This window comes from Antrihabitans spumae, from assembly GCF_043944905.1.
In the GTDB taxonomy this organism is placed as follows: domain Bacteria; phylum Actinomycetota; class Actinomycetes; order Mycobacteriales; family Mycobacteriaceae; genus Antrihabitans; species Antrihabitans spumae.
In genome coordinates this window covers 1-17,482 of record NZ_JBIMSN010000145.1, presented here as the reverse complement: position 1 = coordinate 17,482, position 17,482 = coordinate 1, and the positions used below count along the sequence as shown (strand labels likewise).

Annotated in this window: 15 protein-coding genes and 2 pseudogenes; 9 read left to right on the top strand and 8 right to left on the bottom strand. The window is 63.8% G+C overall.

The annotated features are described in order from the left end of the window. The first annotated feature begins 13 nt into the window (after positions 1-13). Positions 14-1,426 (top strand): MFS transporter, encoded by a 1,413-nt coding sequence (locus ACHIRB_RS28000; RefSeq protein WP_395125562.1) that lies wholly within the window; start codon positions 14-16, stop codon positions 1,424-1,426. Here ACHIRB_RS28000 and ACHIRB_RS27995 read toward each other — a convergent pair. Beyond that, positions 1,423-2,349, bottom strand: coding sequence for a cobalamin biosynthesis protein (locus tag ACHIRB_RS27995; RefSeq protein WP_395125561.1), 927 nt, complete (start codon positions 2,347-2,349; stop codon positions 1,423-1,425). The two genes, ACHIRB_RS28000 and ACHIRB_RS27995, sit on opposite strands and share 4 nt — an antisense overlap. A 38-nt stretch (positions 2,350-2,387) precedes the next feature. Further along, the gene (ald, locus tag ACHIRB_RS27990; protein WP_395125579.1) at positions 2,388-3,464 is read right to left on the bottom strand and encodes an alanine dehydrogenase; all 1,077 of its coding nucleotides are present in this window, start codon (positions 3,462-3,464) and stop codon (positions 2,388-2,390) included. Between the two features lie 122 nt (positions 3,465-3,586). Here ald and ACHIRB_RS27985 point away from each other — a divergent pair, with 122 nt between their 5' ends. The 4 genes from ACHIRB_RS27985 to ACHIRB_RS27970 are packed head-to-tail and all read left to right on the top strand — an operon-like array spanning position 3,587 to position 6,398. Continuing rightward, complete coding sequence (locus ACHIRB_RS27985; RefSeq protein WP_395125560.1) at positions 3,587-4,093, top strand: Lrp/AsnC family transcriptional regulator; 507 nt, start codon at positions 3,587-3,589, stop codon at positions 4,091-4,093. Between the two features lie 33 nt (positions 4,094-4,126). After that, a complete protein-coding gene (locus ACHIRB_RS27980) occupies positions 4,127-4,642 on the top strand; it encodes a gamma carbonic anhydrase family protein (protein WP_395125559.1) in 516 nt (171 codons plus the stop codon). After that, positions 4,642-5,769, top strand: coding sequence for a sensor histidine kinase (locus ACHIRB_RS27975; protein ID WP_395125558.1), 1,128 nt, complete (start codon positions 4,642-4,644; stop codon positions 5,767-5,769). Before ACHIRB_RS27980 ends, ACHIRB_RS27975 begins: the two co-directional genes overlap by 1 nt. Further along, on the top strand, positions 5,766-6,398 hold the full coding sequence (locus ACHIRB_RS27970; protein WP_395113789.1) for a response regulator: 633 nt from the start codon (positions 5,766-5,768) through the stop codon (positions 6,396-6,398). The genes ACHIRB_RS27975 and ACHIRB_RS27970 overlap by 4 nt, the downstream gene beginning before the upstream one ends. Here ACHIRB_RS27970 and ACHIRB_RS27965 read toward each other — a convergent pair. Next, positions 6,395-7,920, bottom strand: a pseudogene (locus tag ACHIRB_RS27965) (multicopper oxidase family protein). The gene ACHIRB_RS27970 and the pseudogene ACHIRB_RS27965 sit on opposite strands and share 4 nt — an antisense overlap. Positions 7,921-8,058: 138 nt before the next feature. On the opposite strand from ACHIRB_RS27965, the gene ACHIRB_RS27960 reads away from it, so the two are divergent. Then, on the top strand, positions 8,059-8,700 hold the full coding sequence (locus ACHIRB_RS27960) for a nucleoside/nucleotide kinase family protein (RefSeq protein WP_395125557.1): 642 nt from the start codon (positions 8,059-8,061) through the stop codon (positions 8,698-8,700). On the opposite strand, the gene ACHIRB_RS27955 is transcribed toward ACHIRB_RS27960, so the two are convergent. Then, on the bottom strand, positions 8,658-10,031 hold the full coding sequence (locus tag ACHIRB_RS27955; RefSeq protein ID WP_395125556.1) for an MFS transporter: 1,374 nt from the start codon (positions 10,029-10,031) through the stop codon (positions 8,658-8,660). The genes ACHIRB_RS27960 and ACHIRB_RS27955 overlap by 43 nt on opposite strands. 101 nt (positions 10,032-10,132) lie before the next feature. On the opposite strand from ACHIRB_RS27955, the gene ACHIRB_RS27950 reads away from it, so the two are divergent. Further along, entirely contained in the window at positions 10,133-10,645 is a 513-nt protein-coding gene (locus ACHIRB_RS27950; RefSeq protein ID WP_199706904.1) for a winged helix-turn-helix transcriptional regulator, read from the top strand. On the opposite strand, the pseudogene ACHIRB_RS27945 reads toward ACHIRB_RS27950, so the two are convergent. Beyond that, positions 10,604-12,180, bottom strand: a pseudogene (locus ACHIRB_RS27945) (flavin-containing monooxygenase). The gene ACHIRB_RS27950 and the pseudogene ACHIRB_RS27945 sit on opposite strands and share 42 nt — an antisense overlap. A 56-nt stretch (positions 12,181-12,236) precedes the next feature. Next, positions 12,237-13,931: a purine-cytosine permease family protein gene (locus ACHIRB_RS27940; protein WP_395125555.1), complete on the bottom strand. Its 1,695-nt coding sequence runs from the start codon at positions 13,929-13,931 to the stop codon at positions 12,237-12,239. Positions 13,932-14,162: 231 nt separating this feature from the next. On the opposite strand from ACHIRB_RS27940, the gene ACHIRB_RS27935 reads away from it, so the two are divergent. Further along, positions 14,163-14,411 (top strand): hypothetical protein, encoded by a 249-nt coding sequence (locus ACHIRB_RS27935; RefSeq protein ID WP_395113783.1) that lies wholly within the window; start codon positions 14,163-14,165, stop codon positions 14,409-14,411. Here the strand turns inward: ACHIRB_RS27935 and ACHIRB_RS27930 are convergent. Next, on the bottom strand, positions 14,408-15,364 hold the full coding sequence (locus ACHIRB_RS27930; protein WP_395113781.1) for a YihY/virulence factor BrkB family protein: 957 nt from the start codon (positions 15,362-15,364) through the stop codon (positions 14,408-14,410). The two genes, ACHIRB_RS27935 and ACHIRB_RS27930, sit on opposite strands and share 4 nt — an antisense overlap. A gap of 111 nt (positions 15,365-15,475) precedes the next feature. Beyond that, positions 15,476-17,011 carry a sulfatase family protein gene (locus ACHIRB_RS27925; RefSeq protein WP_395113780.1) on the bottom strand — a complete coding sequence of 512 codons (1,536 nt, stop codon included), beginning with the start codon at positions 17,009-17,011 and terminating at the stop codon, positions 15,476-15,478. A 29-nt stretch (positions 17,012-17,040) separates the two neighbouring features. Here ACHIRB_RS27925 and ACHIRB_RS27920 point away from each other — a divergent pair, with 29 nt between their 5' ends. Beyond that, positions 17,041-17,409: a DUF427 domain-containing protein gene (locus ACHIRB_RS27920; RefSeq protein WP_395113779.1), complete on the top strand. Its 369-nt coding sequence runs from the start codon at positions 17,041-17,043 to the stop codon at positions 17,407-17,409. Positions 17,410-17,482: the final 73 nt, after the last annotated feature.

Sequence of the window (17,482 nt, the reverse complement as noted above, 5' to 3'; positions counted from 1 at the left end):
TACGTTCGATTTCATGACAAGAACAACGTCCGATGCCTCTGTGGCACCACCATCCGGAACCTGGCGTGAACTCGTCACGGGCCGCTACGCGCCCGTGGCGGCAGTGCTCGCGGGCGGTGTCCTGTTGGAAGCAAGCAACGTCTACATCACCACCAGTCTGCTGCCGACGATCGTCGCCGACATCGGCGGCGAGGCGTACTACGCGTGGACGATGACGGCCTTTCTCGTTGCCTCGATCATGTCCGCGATGCTCGTCAGTCGTGTTCTGACCCAGCGTGGTTCGGTGACCGCGTACGTCCTCGCATTCGGCTTGTTCGCAGCAGGTTCGTTGATCTGCGCGGTGAGCCCGAACATCTTCGTGCTGCTCGTCGGGCGAGCCGTTCAAGGTCTCGGTGGCGGATTGCTTGCAGGGCTCGGCTACGCGCTGCTGCAACGTGCACTGCCGGAACGTCTGTGGGCGCGTGGCGCGGCGTTGGTATCGGCCATGTGGGGCGTCGGCAACGTGGTCGGGCCTCTCGCCGGCGGGTTGTTCGCACAGTTCGACGCCTGGCGCGGCGCCTTCGTCGCCCTTGTGATCGCCTCTGCCGTACTGATTTTCATGACGGTACGAGTCATCCCGCGCACAACGACAGCACGATCGACAGCGCCGGTCCCGTTCGGATCGCTCGTGCTGTTGACCGCGGCCGTCGGTGCGGTGAGCGTTGCGGGCATCGTGCCGCGCGGCGTTGCGACGGTCGCTGCCGTCCTCGTCGGGATCGGGTTGGGCGTGTGGTTCCTACGCCACGATCGACACGCGCGGGGTTCGGTACTGCCTGCTGTTGCGTTCGACCGCGGATCACCGTTGCCGTGGGTCTACCTCACGGTCGGGGTCCTCGCGTTCGGCATCGGAACAGAGGCCTTCATCCCGTACTTCGGCCAGGAGATCGGCCACCTCGCGCCGTTGACGGCCGGATTCCTCGGCGCCGCAATATCGTTCGGCTGGTCCCTGACGCAGGTCGCCAGCGCGACGGCGACCAAGGCTCGCACCGTACGACTGTTGACCGTTGCGGGGCCACTGGTGCTTGCCGTTGGCTTGGCGACCTACGGCGCCTCGACGGTTGCCGACCCCGGCACCTGGCTGATCGTCGGTTGGTTCGTGGCGTTGTTCGTGGCAGGAAGCGGAATCGGCACCGCATTCCCGCATCTCACGGTCAGCGCACTCGGCAGTGGTGGCACCGAGGAGGAGGGCGCGAAGGCCGCGTCGGGTATCAACACGGTCTTCATCATCGCCAGCGCGTTCAGCGCCGCACTTGCCGGAGTCCTGGTGAACCTCGGAGACACCGCAGTCCGTTCGGCGCATCTGCTGCTGTTCGCCTTCGCGATACTGACCATCGCGGGAATCGTCCCCGCGAGCAAGGCCGTCGCGTCGCGAACGAAATCGATCTAACGACGCCGAGCACGAACGGCGCACATTGCGAATGCGACAGCGATGGAACCGAATTGGACGATTGCAGACAAGCGCACCGCGCGCCGCAGGTCGGCCGCGGTCGGCGCCGGTCCGGAGCCGAGCATGGGACGCAATTCGAGTCCGTGGCGGTAGCGCGTCGGACCGCCGAGGGTGACGCCGAGCGCGCCGGCCGTAGCCGCTTCTACGACACCGGCATTCGGACTCGGATGTGCGCCTGCATCGGCGCGCCAAGCCTTCGCGGCAGCCGACGGCGACCCGGCGACGACAGGCGCCGACAGTATCGTCAGGACGCCGGTGAGCCGAGCGGGGATCCAGTTCGCGACATCGTCGAGTCTCGCACTTGCCCAACCGAACTGCCGATAGCGCTCGTTGCGGTAACCGACCATCGCGTCGAGGGTGTTCACCGCCCGGTAGCCGAGCAAGCCTGGCGCTCCTGCCACAGCGCCCCAGAAGAGCGGCGCAAAGGTTGCGTCCGAGGTGTTTTCGGCGATCGACTCGAGCGCGGCCCGCGCGAGACCCGCCGAGTCGAGCACCTCGGGATCGCGACCGCACAGCGACGGCAGCAACTCTCGCGCTCGGCCGAGATCGTCGGCCTCCAAGGCATCTGCCATCGCATTGCCAACTCGCACCAGCGATGTACCGCCGAGGACGGCCCAGGTCGAGATTGCAACCGCCGCAATGCCACCGCGCCGTAAAACGATTCCCACGGCGACCGCCGAACCGACGAGCGCCCCGGTGTACACGATTCCGGCAGCCCTGGCGTCACGGTAGACGCGGCGTTCCAATGCTGTTGCCGCAGTGCCGAAACCCGCGACGGGATGAAACCGCCGCGGGTCACCGAACCTGCGATCGGCGCCGTAGCCGAGTGCAAGCCCGATGGCCGCGGCGGTTCCCTTGTTCATGCAGCCGAGGTTACGGTCCCCTTCGATAATCCCGTGCGTCAGGCCGCGACGACCGCATCCCCGAGCAGGCGACCGTCGTGTGCCGACAGGCCGTGTGCCAGCGCCGGATCGTTGGCACACGCCTTGCGCCAGCCGCGGTCGGTGAGTGCGACGACGTACGGCAACGTTGCATTGGTGAGCGCGTAGGTCGACGTGTTGGGCACGGCGCCGGGCATGTTCGCCACGCAGTAGAAGACCGAGTCGGCGACGCGGTAGGTCGGGTCGCTGTGTGTGGTCGGCCGCGATGCTTCGAAGCAACCGCCCTGATCGATGGCGACGTCGACGAGTACCGAGCCGGGCTTCATCTGTGCGACGAGTTCGTCGGAGACGAGCTTGGGTGCCTTCGCGCCGGGTACCAGCACTGCGCCGATCACGAGGTCGGCCTCGCGCACCGCGCGCTCCAATTCGAACTTGTTGGAGACGACAGTTGTGACGCGACCGTCGAACAGTGCGTCGACCGCCCGCAACCGAGCGATGTTCAGGTCGAGCATCGTGACCTGCGCGCCCATGCCGACGGCGATCGTCGCGGCGTTCGTGCCTGCGACACCTGCGCCGATGACAACGACACTTGCGGGACGAACACCGGGGACGCCACCGATGAGGACGCCGGCGCCGCCGCCCGCCTTCATGAGGTGGTACGCACCGGCCTGCACGGAGAGTCGGCCGGCGACCTCACTCATGGGTGCAAGCAACGGCAGCGAACCATCGGCGGCCTGCACCATCTCGTAGGCGATGGCCGTTGTGCCGGACTGCAGGATCGCGTCGGTGCATGCCTGCGAAGCAGCGAGGTGCAGGTAGGTGAACAGCACCTGGTCGCGGCGCAGACGCGAATACTCCTCCGCGATCGGCTCTTTGACCTTGAGCAGCAGTTCGGCCTCGGCCCAGACGCGCTCGACGTCGGACTCGATGTGGGCGCCGACAGCCTCGTAGGCTGCGTCGTCGAATCCCGATCCGACACCTGCGCCTGCTTCTATCACGACGTCGTGGCCGTGTTCGACGAGTTCGTGTGCCCCAGCCGGTGTCAGGGCTACGCGGTACTCGTGATCCTTGACTTCGCGGGGTACTCCGACCTTCATTTTTAACTTCTTGGGTTCGTGACCTTGTGGGGTGAGCGAGAACTCGTCGCCGTCGAATACAAGTGTGAAGAACATTCGGAGCAATTGGAATAGTGCTGTATATGATTCTATATACTGTCGACATGTCGCCTGAATATTCACCTACGGCCCCCCGCAGCGCGCCCTCACCGAACGATCTTCGACCTGCGGCCCTCGACGACGTGGACCAGATCCTCGTCGACGCGCTGCGGCGCGATGCGCGGATGCCCAACAACGCACTTGCGGCACTGGCGGGCATCGCGCCGTCTACTGCTCTCGGGCGGGTGCGCTCGCTGATCGAACGCGGAGTGATCCGCGGGTTTCACGCCGACATCGACCCGCGTGCACTCGGCCGCGGACTGGAGGCGTTGATCTCGGTCCGCCTGCAGGCGCACGCACGCAAGCACGAGGCCTTCACCCGCCGCATCGCGAAGCTGCAGGAGGTCGTCGACATCTACTTCATCGCGGGGGCGAACGACTACCTGCTGCACATTGCTGTGCTCGACGCACATTCGCTGCGCGACTTCGTCATCGAACACCTCGGCGCCGATCCCGAGGTCGCGGGCACCGAGACCACCCTCATCTTCGAACACCTGCGACCCCGGCCATGAGGCGTCTGCGAGAAGGTGTGCAAACCTGATGCCATGAAAATACAACTCGGCGACGACGCGCCGGATGTCGACGACACCGCCTGGATCGCACCTAACGCGACCGTGATCGGCAAGGTCCGCCTCGATGCCGAGGTCAGCATCTGGTACGGCGCCGTGGTCCGTGCCGACCTGGAAACGATCACCATCGGCGCGAAGACCAACATTCAGGACGGCTGCGCGCTGCACTCCGATCCAGGCTTTCCGCTTGTCGTCGGATCCGGTGTATCGGTCGGGCACAACGCGATCCTGCACGGCTGCACGATCGGCGACGACGTCCTCGTCGGCATGGGGGCCACCATCCTCAACGGTGCGAAAATCGGTGCCGGCACCTTGATCGGCGCGAACGCGCTTGTGCCTGAAGGCGCCGACATCCCGCCCGGCTCACTCGTTGCAGGCCTGCCCGCCAAGGTGCGTCGCGAACTGAGCGAAGCCGAGGGTAATCACATCAAGCTCAACGCGGCTGTGTACCTGCACAACAAGTCGATCCACGAAGGTGGCCGCGAAATCTGATGAACCGACGTCGCGTGGCACCGTATGTGCGCTTCGCGCCGTTGCTCTTGGTGCCTCCGACGCTGTTGGCGAGCACCTTCCCCGGCGAATACCGGGTGCCGATGAGTTATTGGCTGCTTGCCATGGCGGCGGCAGCCGTATTCGCCGTCGGGGACCGCTGGCCCTTCGTCGTCTCGATCGTGCTGTCTGCCTTGGCCATTCCGATGTTTGCTGCCCACGTGTGGAGCATCGCCGAGCTCATCCCCTACCTCGGCGCGGCGGCACTGGCAGAGGTAGCGATGCGCCGATCCAGCAACATCACGATCTCCGCTGCGGCGGCAGTGTGGACGGCAGCGGTGCTGGTCGGCGTCTGGCTCGACAATCACGACAGCTTCTGGCGCGCAGCAACCGCGATCACCACTATTGCTGTAGTTGCCATCCCGCTGCTGCTCGGTCTGTATCTCCGATCGCAACGCGACCTTGCCGCGACCTATCGCGCGCTGGCTGCCGATGCCGAATCCCGTACGCGCAGTGCGGAACGGGCTGCGCTCGCCCGCGAACTGCACGATCTGGTGGCACACCACATGGCGTCGATCGTGCTACGAATCGGCGTCGCAGAACATGTTCTCGGTGACGCGGATCCACGGGTCGTCGCTGTTCTCGGCGATGTCCACCGCACAGCGTCCGGGGCGTTGACCGATATCCGGCGGCTACTTGTCGCGCTGCGTGACCCCGACCTGAGCACCGTCACCCTCGTCGATCCGGATTCGGTCGCTGTCGAGATTCGCGCGGCGATCGAACGTACGCGTGCAGCGGGCTTCGTCGTCACCGACGAGATCGGTTCCGACATAGGCACACTCGACGCCATCGGCAGACTCACGCTCGTCCGCGTCGTACAGGAGGCGCTGACCAACGTGATGAAACATGCGCCTGCGGGATCGCCTGCACACGTGGCAGTTCGGCACGACGGCTCTCGGATCACCCTGCGGATCGCCTCCAGCACGGCACCAGCGCCTGCCTCGCGGCCGGGGCACGGGATCGTCGGGATGGCAGAACGCGTCGAACTCGCAGGTGGCGAACTTTCGGTCGGATCGAGCGCCGACGGTTGGGACGTTGTCGGCTGGCTGCCCGAGGAGGCGACGCCGTGATCAGGCTTGTGATCGTCGACGACCAGCGTTTGGTTCGGGCAGGGCTCCGGATGTTGTGCGAGTCGACCGACGACATCGAGGTCGTCGGCGAAGGTGCCAACGGGATCGATGCCATCCGGCTTGTGGCCGAACTCGCACCCGACGTCGTACTGATGGACCTGCGGATGCCCGGCTTGGACGGTGTGGCGGCCACGAGGCAGATAGCGGCCTCGCACTCGGATTCGAAAGTACTGGTACTCACAACGTTCGACGACGACGATCACCTCTACCCCGCTCTTGGTGCCGGCGCTGCGGGTTTTCTGTTGAAGGACACCGCGCCCGCCGATCTGCTCGACGCGATCAGACGGATCGTCGACGGCGATATGCACTTCTCCCCCGCACTACTGCACCGACTCGTGGGCAGGGCGCTGGCAGCGACGAGCGCCGACGACCGGCGCGAGGACGACATCACCTTCACCGCTCGCGAATCCGAGGTTCTTGCCCTCGTCGGCGAAGGACTGAGCAACCAGGAGATCGCCGACCGTTTGCACCTCGGCGTCACCACCGTGAAGACGCACGTCTCGAACCTGATGGAGAAGTCGGGCTGCGACAACCGCGTTCGACTGGCGGTCTTCTCGTTACGTCGTTAGTGGTGCATGCCCGACATCCCGGGCATGTCCATATCCATCGGCATGTCCATCGTCATGGGCTCTGCCTTCTGCCCCGGTGCGAGAACGAGGAACTGCCCCATCATGCCTTTGTCCTCGTGTAGCAGCAGGTGGCAGTGATACATGTACGGGAAGGTGGGGTCAGTGTATTCGCTGAAGCGCAGCGCAAGCCGAATCCGTTGTCCTGGTGGCGTATAGACCGTGTCCTTCCACCCGGCCAGCGCGGGCGGTGGTGGCGAACCGTCGATATCGAGGATCTGGAATTGAGTGTCGTGGACGTGAAAGTTGTGCGGCCAGTTGTCCTTGTTGTGGACGGTCCACACTTCGGTGGTATCGACGGTCGGGGTGAAGTCGATGCGGTTCATGTCCATCCGGACGCCGTTGATCATGAACCACTGCAGAACGAATTCGCGATTCACAACCGCAGCAGCACTGTTCGGCGCATCGATCGTCGCGAGCGTCTCAGGTAAAGGCAAAGATCCGACGAGCCGTGCCGCCGTACGCAACTCCAGAATGTCGAAACTGTCTGTCAGCCCGTATGCCGCTGCGTCGGATTGTTCGACGCCGCCGAAGCGGTCGATCGGATACGACCGCAGCATCGTCGTCCCCCCGACCTCACCGCGACGACGATCTCGATCCGCTCCCCTGGACTGAGCTGAATCCGCTTGGCGGCGAACGGCGCCGCGAGCAGACCGCCGTCGCTGGCAATGACGTCGAAGTCACGATCGTCGGCGAATCCGAAGTTGTACAACCGCCCCGACGAACCGTTGAGCAGCCGCAGCCTCACGATGTCGGTAGTCGCCGAAAGATAGGCGCCGGCAATACCGTTGGTGACGATCGTGTCGCCGAGCAGACCGACGTCGGTCGGGTCGGAGTCGTCGAGCTCGCCGTCGGAGGTGAACCGTCGGTCGGCGACGATCACAGGAAAGTCGTCGACGCCATACGATTTGGGTAGGCCGAGCGCGTCGGACTCGTCGTCGTCGACGATGAACATTCCGGCAAGACCTCGATAGACGTGTTTCTCGGTCGAGCCGTGCGGATGCGGGTGGTACCAGAGGGTCGCCGCGGGTTGCTTCACGGTCCAGGTCGGTTTCCAGGTCGCGCCGGTTTCGATCGTCTGATGTGGACCGCCGTCGAATTCGGCAGGCACGTGCATGCCGTGCCAGTGCACCGAGGTCGGCTCTGGCAACGCGTTCTGAATGGTGAATGCCACCTGCTCGCCGCGTCGGGCCCGGATCGTCGGACCGAGTTGGCTGCCGTTGTATCCCCATGTGGCGGTCGACTTTCCGGCAAGCATGGGCGAGTTGCCGGGTGCCGCAACAAGGGAGAACTGCCGCACGCCCGATGCGTCGACCACCGAATCGGCAAGGGGCGGCAACGGCAGTGGCCGCATTCCCGTTTCCGTGGGCGTCGAACTGCCTTGCCCGAGAGCACATCCCGCGGCGGCGACGATAGGCGCGGCAGCCAGCCCGCGTAGGAACGTACGTCGAGACAGGGTGTTCATCATTCTCCTCGTTGGGTGTCGGATTTCAGTCTTCGCGAGAGCGAATCCGGGCAACTCCACCCCGCGGCCGGACTTCGGCCACCGAATCTCCTCCCCACGGACCTTGCGGAGACGGCAAGGCCGTGTTAGGCCCATCCCATGAGCCCCGAGGTCGTCCACGCGAGCGTCGCCGAGTTGATCACTCGAGCGAAGACGCTCGTCATGCCGAGCCAACGCACGATCCTCGGCATCACCGGCGCACCGGGAGCGGGTAAGTCGACGCTGTGCGAGGCGCTGAGAGCTGCGCTCGGCTCCGATACCGCCGTGGTCGGGATGGACGGCTTCCACCTCGCGAACAGCGAGCTGCGCAGACTCGGGCGCGCGTCGCGGAAGGGCGCGCCGGATACGTTCGATGCGGCGGGGTATGCGGCACTCCTCGAGCGACTACGAACAGACGACGGCGTCGTCTACGCCCCACTGTTCGATCGCAGTCTCGAGCAATCGATCAATGCTGCGATTCCGATTCCTGCCGGTGCCAGGTTGATCCTGACCGAGGGCAACTACCTGCTCACGGACTCCGGCAGCTGGCCTCGGGCACGGGCAGCGATGGATCAGGTGTGGTTCCTCGAGCTGCCCGGCGGAACTCGTCGCCAGCGGCTTGTCGCGCGGCACGAGGCACACGGTCGGACTGCATCGGAGGCGGCCGAATGGGTCCGCGATGTCGACGAGCAGAATGCCGAACTGATCGAAAAGACCCGCTACCGCGCGGATGTTGTTGTCACGCTTGCAGACTCGTCCTGATCGACTCTGGCCCGCTGCAGCAGGAAGACAACTGCCGCGCCGAGCACCGAGACCGTCGCCGTCACGAGCGCCGCGTGGTTCCAGCCGTCGAAACCTGACCGGGACGCGATGACCGCGACGACGGTGACACCGACTGCCGACCCGACGTAGCGGGCGGTGTTGTTCGCGCCACTGCCCATCCCGCCCCGTCCGGCGGGAACACTGGCAACGGCTTCGCGCCCGAGCGCAGCGTTGAGCACGCCGCTCGCGACGCCGGCGACCAACAGACCGGGGACGAATCGCGTCCACGTGGACGAATCATCGATCCCGAACAACATCAACTGGCCGACACCGACGCCGAGCAGTCCGATCGCGAGCTGTACCTGGCCGGTGACGGTCGGCGGGATGCGGCGCGCAAGCAGCGCGGTCGCGACGCTGGTGCCCGACCACAGCAGCAGCAGGAATGCCGCGTGCAATGCCGAGATATCGAGGGCTACAACGACGAACCCCGGCAGGTAGGACATCAACGCGATGATTCCCGCACCGGTGGCCAGCGCTGCTGTCGTAGCACCGACGAACGGCTTTCGCTGGAACAGTGCCGGGTCCAACATCGCAGAGTCACTTCGATACTCGACGACGACGAAAGCGGTCAGCAACACGACGGCGCCGACTGCGAGGCCGATCACATCGGCCGACACCCAACCTTGGCGGCCTTCGACAAGGGCCGCGAGCAATGCGCTCATGCCCGCTGCCAGCAGCACGGTCCCATAGAGGTCGAGTTTTCGAGTCGTCTCCGTCCTGGATTCTTCGACGAGGTAGTGCGACGCAACAGCGACGATCAGCGCGGCCGCAAACAGGAACCAATACACATCACGCCAGCTCAGCGCCCTGTCGAGCCCGGCAGACAGGAGTGGTCCGATCGCGATGCCTGCCCCGACGCTGGCACCCCACACACCGCTGGCGGCAGCGCGCGACGGCCCCGCCGGGTAGGCGTGCGCAATGATGCCGAGGCTCGATGCGATAACCGCGGCGCCACCGACACCCTGAAGAACACGGGCAAGTACGAACACGAGCGTGTTCGGGGCGAGCGCGCAGACGACCGACGCGACTGCGAGTGTGATCAGGCCGATCTGGAAGGTCCGCCGCCGACCGTAGTCGTCGGAGATCGTTCCGGTCGAGAGCAGTACCGCACCGAGGCCGATGCTCATCGAGCTGAGGATCCAGGTTTTGCCTGCGGTGTCGGCGCCGAGTCCGGCCGCTGTGCTGTTGACGGTTGCCAGTGGCGCTGTGAAGGAGATCAGGGTGAGCAGGGTCCCCAGACCGGCAGCCGTGAGCGCATGTGGTGCTTTCATGAAAGGAGAACCTCGCCTGAATCGCAGTCTGTTGAACGAACCATTCGTAGTGAAAGTAGCAGATTGGTTCGGTGAACAGACCATGGCTGTATCATGACGTTATGGCACTCGGTACCGACTACGCGCGGCAGGACTGCTCGCTCGCGCGAGCGCTCGAGCTGATCGGCGAGCGGTGGACGATGCTCATCCTTCGCGACTGCTTCTTCGGGGTGCGCAGGTTCACCGACTTTCAGGACCACCTGGACATCTCCAAAGCGGTGCTGACGCAACGGTTGTCCGACCTCGTCGACAACGGATTGCTGGCCCGCTCGCCCGAGCGACATGGGGAGTACACCCTCACCGACGACGCGCTCGCGCTGTGGCCTGCCATGTTCGCTCTGATGAAGTGGGGCGAGCAACTGCGGTCGCCGAACGGTCCGCGGCGGGTCTTTGCACACACCGAATGCGGGAGCGCTCTAGACGCAACGGGCCATTGCCCGGTGTGCGGTACGGCTCCGCGTCCCGCCGAACTGGAAATGCGACCAGGCCCGGGAGCGAACACATCGATCCGCACCGACCGGGTCTCGGTGGCGCTACGGCGTGCCCGCCCCCTCCTCGAGCCGCTCCGGCTGTAGCGGGCGCGACCGAACGAGGTGTTCGTAGACGTAGTCGTCGAGGGGAAACGTCTTGCTGGCTTTGGTCGCCTGATACGCCGTGGTGGGGCGAAGGAACGAGAAGTCGCCGTGATGATCGATGTAGTAGGAGTTTGCGTTCGCGCAGGCTCGCCCGTGCATCATCGTCTCCGACGAGCGTGGCCTGATGAAGTCGTAGAACCGGTCGTTGGCTTCCGGCGTGACCGACACAGCAGTCGCGCCGCGTCGACGCGCCTCGGTGATCACGCGGACTGCATGGCGAGATACGTTCTCCACCATCACATGCCAGGAGCTGCCACTCCACGCGTACGGGCCGAAGATCATAAACGTGTTCGGTAGCTCGGGCATGGAAACACCCTCGTAGGCCTTCGCGCGCTCGTTCTCGTAGAAGTCCGCGAGATCGAAACCGTTGCGTCCCTTGACCGGTCGCATTCGGAACACTCGCGGACTCTGCGCCATTTCGAAACCCGTTGCGAGAACGAGCACGTCGGCGTCACGGTGGACGCCGTTGACGTCCCTGATCCCGGTCGGTGTGATCTCGGCGATGCCGTCGGTCACCAGTTCGACGTCGTCACGGGTGAAAGTCTTGTAGTAGATGTTCGACACGCTCGGCCGCTGCAGCCGAACCCGTACTCGGGGGTGAGCTTTCGCCGAAGCGTGCGATCGCGTACCTGCGTGAACAGGAACGCCTGCGTCGCCCAGGCCGGGATCTTGGAGATCGGCGCAACCTGCTTGCCGTACACCGTGATTGCGACGAGCCCGACTTCGACGAATCCGGCAACCACACCACGCACACCCGTCTGCAACCCAGGCACGTACTTCAGCGCCGCCTGCGCGACGCGTGGAATCTTGAAGTCCGGCTTGGCGAATACCCAGACTGCTCGGCGTTGGTACACATCGAGATGACCTGCGGCACGGGCAACCTGCGGAATCATCTGCACCGACGTCGCGCCGGTCCCGATCGCCGCCACCCGCTTGCCGGTCAGATCGAAGTTGTGATCCCAGTGTTGGGTCTGAATTACTTTGCCCTGGAACGACTCCAGGCCCTTGATGTCCGGAACCCTCGGCTCGACGAAGGCTCCGAGCGCCGAGATGATGTAGCGGGCTGTGACGACGTCACCGGTGTCCGTCTCCAGCCGCCAGAGATGGTTCTCCTCGTCCCAGGTGCGCGACATAACCTCGGTCGACAGCCGCAGATGCGGGCGGATCTTGTATTTGTCGGCGCAGTGATCGAGATACGCCTTGACCTCGGCGCCCTTGGGGAACGTGCGAGACCAGTTCGGGTTCTTCTCGAACGAGAACTGGTAGGCGATACCCGGGACGTCGACTGCGACATCCGGATAGTGGTTGTTGTACCAGGTGCCGCCGATGTCGTCGGAACGCTCGATGATCACGAAGTCGTCGAGTCCCGCCTTCTTCAGCGCGATTCCCGCACCCAAGCCCCCGACGCCACCGCCGATGACGACAACCTCGTGCTGCGGGGTCGTGGACGTAGCGGTGGGTCGAGTGATGGACATGTTTGCAAGACTGACACACCAGTCCGTAAATGTCGAGGGCTCCTACTCCGGGGTGCTCATTCAGGGGGTTGAGCAGGAAGCACGTGTGCGCCCGTCTTGTCCGTGCTGAGGCTGAGCGAGGAGATGTACTGCTTCTCACCGTTGGGCCCGGGCGTATTGGACGCGATCATGTCCGGTCGTTCGAACTCCATCCCGGATACGTGACACATCAGCGTTTCGCCCGACGGGTTGCCGTATTCGTCGAACATCGGCAGGTCGATGCCGTCGTCGGTCCGACGCAGGTAGTACTTGCCCTTCGTCGCGATGGCCAGGATCGGCGGTGCGATCAGGGCGATCGCCACTGCGACGATCGGTGAGTACGGCTTGATCGCCGATCCGAATGCCCCGAAGAAGACCAGGATCGAGATGCTGGCCGAGAGCAACATCGACACGAAGCCGACCGGGTTGATGTCGTAGAGCATGCCGCGGCGGAATTCGGGCACCTTGGGCGACAGCTTCAGCAGGTACTTGTTGAACACGATGTCGGAGGCAACCGTCACGATCCATGCCATACCGCAGTTGGCGTAGAAGCCGAGAATCGTATTGAGGAAGTCGAACATGTTGGCTTCCATCAGGATCAGCGCGATCGCGACGTTGAAGATCACGAAGACGAGTCGCCCGGGGTAGTGCTTGGTGACGCGCGTGAAGGAGTTCGTCCACGCGAGCGAACCGGAGTAGGCGTTGGTCACATTGATCTTGATCTGGCTGATCACAACGAGGATCACCGCCAAAGTCATTGCGAGCCAATGCGGCATCATGTCCTGGTAGATCTCCAGGAACTGGTGCACCGGCTGGTTGGCGATGCCGGCACCGTCGGCCACGTTGGCGATGAGATAGACCGCGAGGAAAAGTCCGACGATCTGCTTGATCGCGCCGAAGATCACCCAGCCCGGGCCCGCGAGCAGGACGGCACTCCACCAGCGTCGCGAGTTTTCGGGCGTCTTGGGCGGCATAAATCGCAGGTAGTCGATCTGCTCGGCGATCTGGGCGATGAGCGACAGACACACACCTGCCGCCAGCATGACCGAACCGAGGTTGACGCCTTTGCCGTCCTCTGCGTCGGCGCCGCCGTACGCGAAGAAGGTGCTTATCGAATCAGGATGCCGCACAACGAGATAGCCGAAGGGCAGCACCATCATGATCAGCCACAGCGGCGTCGTCCAGACTTGCAGTGTCGCAAGCGCTTTCATACCGAAGATCACCAATGGAATCACCATCAGCGACGAGATCAAGTAGCCGAGCGGCAATGGTATGTGCAGCCCGAGTTCGAGCCCCTGCGCCATGATCGAACCTTCGAGCGCAAAAAAGATGAACGTGAAGGTCGCGAAGATGACGTTCGTCACCACAGATCCGTAGTAGCCGAAACCGCTTCCGCGCGTGATCAGGTCGAGGTCGATGTTGTAGCGGGCGGCGTAATACGCCAGCGGGAAGCCGGTCGCCATGATCACGATGGCGAACACAAGAATGCCCCACAGTGCGTTGCCGGTGCCGTAGGAGATGCCGATGTTCGCGCCGATCGCGAAGTCCGCCAGATAGGCGATACCGCCGAGGGCCGAGGTCGCGACAACGCCTGTCCCCCACTTGCGATAGCTGCGTGGCGCGAACCGTAGCGTGTAGTCCTCGAGGGTTTCTTTCAGGGCCGCCGAGTGATCGGCATTCGCGGCGACCGCAGCTTCTTCGGCTTCGCCGGTCTTCTCAGCTTCCAATGTCATGACGACAACTCCTCGAGACGAACACGCGCGAGCACGAAATATCCGTGAATCAGAGTCGCGCAGACTCGTATCGATGTTGTGGCGCCGCAGTAAAGACGGGGTTACCGCACCCCCGAGGGGCCTGCGACATCCCGAGAGTGGTGGATCCACACCCTCGGGTCGGTTTCCGATTTGCCCGGAGTCGCCGAAGGTTATTGCTACACAACGTCAGCCGCTTCGAGGGAGATTCACATGATCGGCAACAAGTATTCGATGACCACACGCATCGCAATCGCACTCGGCACAGGCGTCGCAGCGCTCGGCATCTCGTTGGCGGGAACCGCCGGAGTCGCGTCGGCAAAGCCGTGTCCGAGCAACTGTCACGACACCAACCCCAAGCCGAAGCCGCCGATCGATCTCGGCCCGGTGACGCCCCCGCCACTCCCCTTCTGCCACGTCGGTGTGCCGCAGCCGTGCCAGGCCTTCCCGCCGGGGTTCTAGTCTTCGCGTTCCGGCCGTTCCTTCTTGCGCTTGCCGAAGCTCACCGTGATTTTCTGAAAGTCCTTGTTGCGCTGAGCGAGCGCCTGGTCGGTATAGGCCCGGCGGTCGCCGGCGGTAAGGACGACGTTTTCGGTGAACGGCGTCAGTAGCGAGCGTGGATAGAGCTTGTCGATTCGCACGACGTTGACCTCGACGCACATCACGACCGCGAATGCGGCCAGGTAGATGAATGCCAGCAAGCCGAGGACAACCGCGAAGACGCCGTTGGTCGCCGACGAGTGCTGCACCACGCTCGTCACGTAGACGAGGCCGAAGGTCTGCAGCATCTGCCATACCACCGCTGCGGCAATGGCACCGGGCGCAACCTGCCGCAACGTCAAGGCCCGTGTGGTCGAGATTTTGAAGGCGACGGCAAAGACGATCGCGTTCAGGATCACCGTGCCGACCAGCGACACCTCGTTGAGGCCACTCCCGAAGTCGAGTGTTGCACTGATCTGGGTGACAACGGTCAAACCGATCACCGCGACGCCGACCGTTGCGAGAATGAGCAGCCCACGCACACGAGCAAAGATGGGGTCGCGGCGCATGTTTCGCGGTACCGACCACGCGATGTTCATCGCGTTCTGAAATGCGACGGCAACACCCAAACCGCCGTACAGCGCAACCACGACTCCGATCACCAGTCCCCCGGTACCGCCGCTGAGGGTGTCGGGATTTTCGAGCTGATCACCGATCACCGGAAACTGGCTCAGCGCCGAGTCCAGAATTCGTTCCTGCAACTCAGGATTCGAGACCAGCACGATGCTGAGAATCGTCGAGAGAATCAGCAAGAGCGGAAAGAGCGACACGAAGCCGTAGTAGGTGATCAGCGCGGCGAGATAGCCGCCCTGGTCGTCGACGAATTTGTAGACCACCGCGAGCGGAAACCCGAGCCACGGGTGCTTCTGCTGCATACGATCCAGCCAAGCGGTGACTTTCACCGACGCTGCCGTCCACCGCACCTGATGTACATAGTTCTGAGTTCTACCCGATCCACCCGCGAAACTGTGAACAATCGAGCTCGCCTAGCGGCATTCGACTCCTACGCAACGGTGGAGTTCGTCGAGTCGCCGGTCGAGATCGGCAACTATCGCGGCGTGTGCTCGTCTACCGTCGTCGGTCTTGATCAAGTTGGTGAGCTCGTACGGGTCGCTTTCCAGATCGTAAAGTTCGTACTCCCTGTCGACGAGAGAACGCTCGCGTTCATACCAGCGAACGTACAAATATCGCTCGTTGCGGACAGCACTCCACGACGGCATATCCAGCGCGTACATCGCCGACGGCTGGTTCGGCACCTGTTCCTGCGCAATGCCGTTCAGTCCACCGCCGCCCGGTCCGCCGTATTCGGCAGTGAAGTCGGTCCGCCATTGTGCATCGTCGTAACGCAAGGGACCTTCCAGCGACCGTCCGTCCATAGCGGCGGGTATCGGGATGCCGGCCCAGCCGAGCAGTGTGGGTGCGAGGTCGATGGACAATGCCATGGCGTCGGACCTGCCCTTGCCGATACCGGGCCCAGCAATGGCGAGCGGCACACGCATCGACTCTTCGTACGGCGCCATCTTCTGCGTCAGACGATGGGAGCCGAGGCTGTAGCCGTTGTCGGACGTGAACACCAGGTACGTGTTGTCGAGTTCCCCGACGCGGTCGAGGGTGTCCACGATGCCCGCAACCATCTCGTCGAGCGCCCGCAGGGAGCCGAGGCGGTTGGTGTAGTCGACGTCGTTGATCGCGGTGATCGTCGCCGCACGGACAAGCGCGGTGTCGATGAGCCACGACGGTTTGTCCGAGACGTCCGCCTCCTGATAGTTCGGAGTCCGCGGCGCGGCTGTCGGGACGACCTGAGACACATGGCGTGGTGCGGCTGGCAGCGGGAAGTGCGGCGCCGTCGAGGCCGCGTACCAGAAGAACGGGGTGCCGGAAACTGCTGCGTCGGTGATGAATTCGGTCGACTTCCTAGCGATGACGTCCGTCTGGTAGTCGGCGGGCGAGAACCCGTATTTGACGCGGACGCCGTTCTCGTTGAGCTGATAGTTGTACCCGGTATACAAAAAGTTGTCGACGCCGGCGTTCCAGTCGTCCCACCCCGGCGGAATGTGGTCCGGATCGTGTTCCAACCCGTTCAGATACTTACCCGCCATGCCGGTTCGATATCCAGCGTCGTGCAAATACGTTGCGATCGTTGAACTTTCGTTCCCGTTGTCACGGAAGGCGTCGAATCCACCCACCTCGCCCGCGTTGGTGAGCACGCCTGTGTTGTGGCCGTACTTTCCGGTCAGGATCGACGCCCTTGCCGCACAGCAGATCGGCATGGGCGCGAACCCGTTGTCGAATTCGATCCCGCGGTCCCGTATCAACGCCGCGGTGCGCGGCATCTCGGTCCACACCGGTGTCGCGGTCGCATCGAGGTCGTCGGCGAGTATGACGACGATGTTGGGTCGGTCGTCGGGTTGCTCGGCAGCGACTGCCGGCACAGGACTCGACGAAACGAACAGCGCAGATGCCGCGACAGCAACAACGAACGCCGCCGGGAATGGTCTGCGCCAGCGGCCTGTTGTCGACATAAGGAGCACTCTCACCGAGGAGTAAACGTATGTCAAAAGTAGGTCGCACACCCACAGCCGATCATCCGATCACCGTCCGACCCACCGGCGCTCGCGTCACCGTCCACGTCGGCGACCAGGTCGTAGCAGATTCGACAGCGGCGCTGACACTGCAGGAGGCGACTTATCCTGCAGTGCAGTATGTTCCGCTTGCCGACGTCGATGCCGCCCTGCTGGTGCGGACCGACACATCGACGTACTGCCCGTACAAGGGCGATGCGTCGTACTACACGATCACGACCTCGGCCGGGGATGTCGTCGACGCCATCTGGACCTACGACCAGCCCTACGACGCCGTCGCCGACATAGCCGGTCACGTGGCCTTCTATCCGAGCAAGGTCACCATCAGCGTCGGGTAGGGCGCTCCGCGCCTCGTGAGTCTTTTCGGAGGTCGGGCGCTCCGGAAGGACTCACGAGCCGCGGAGCGGCCTT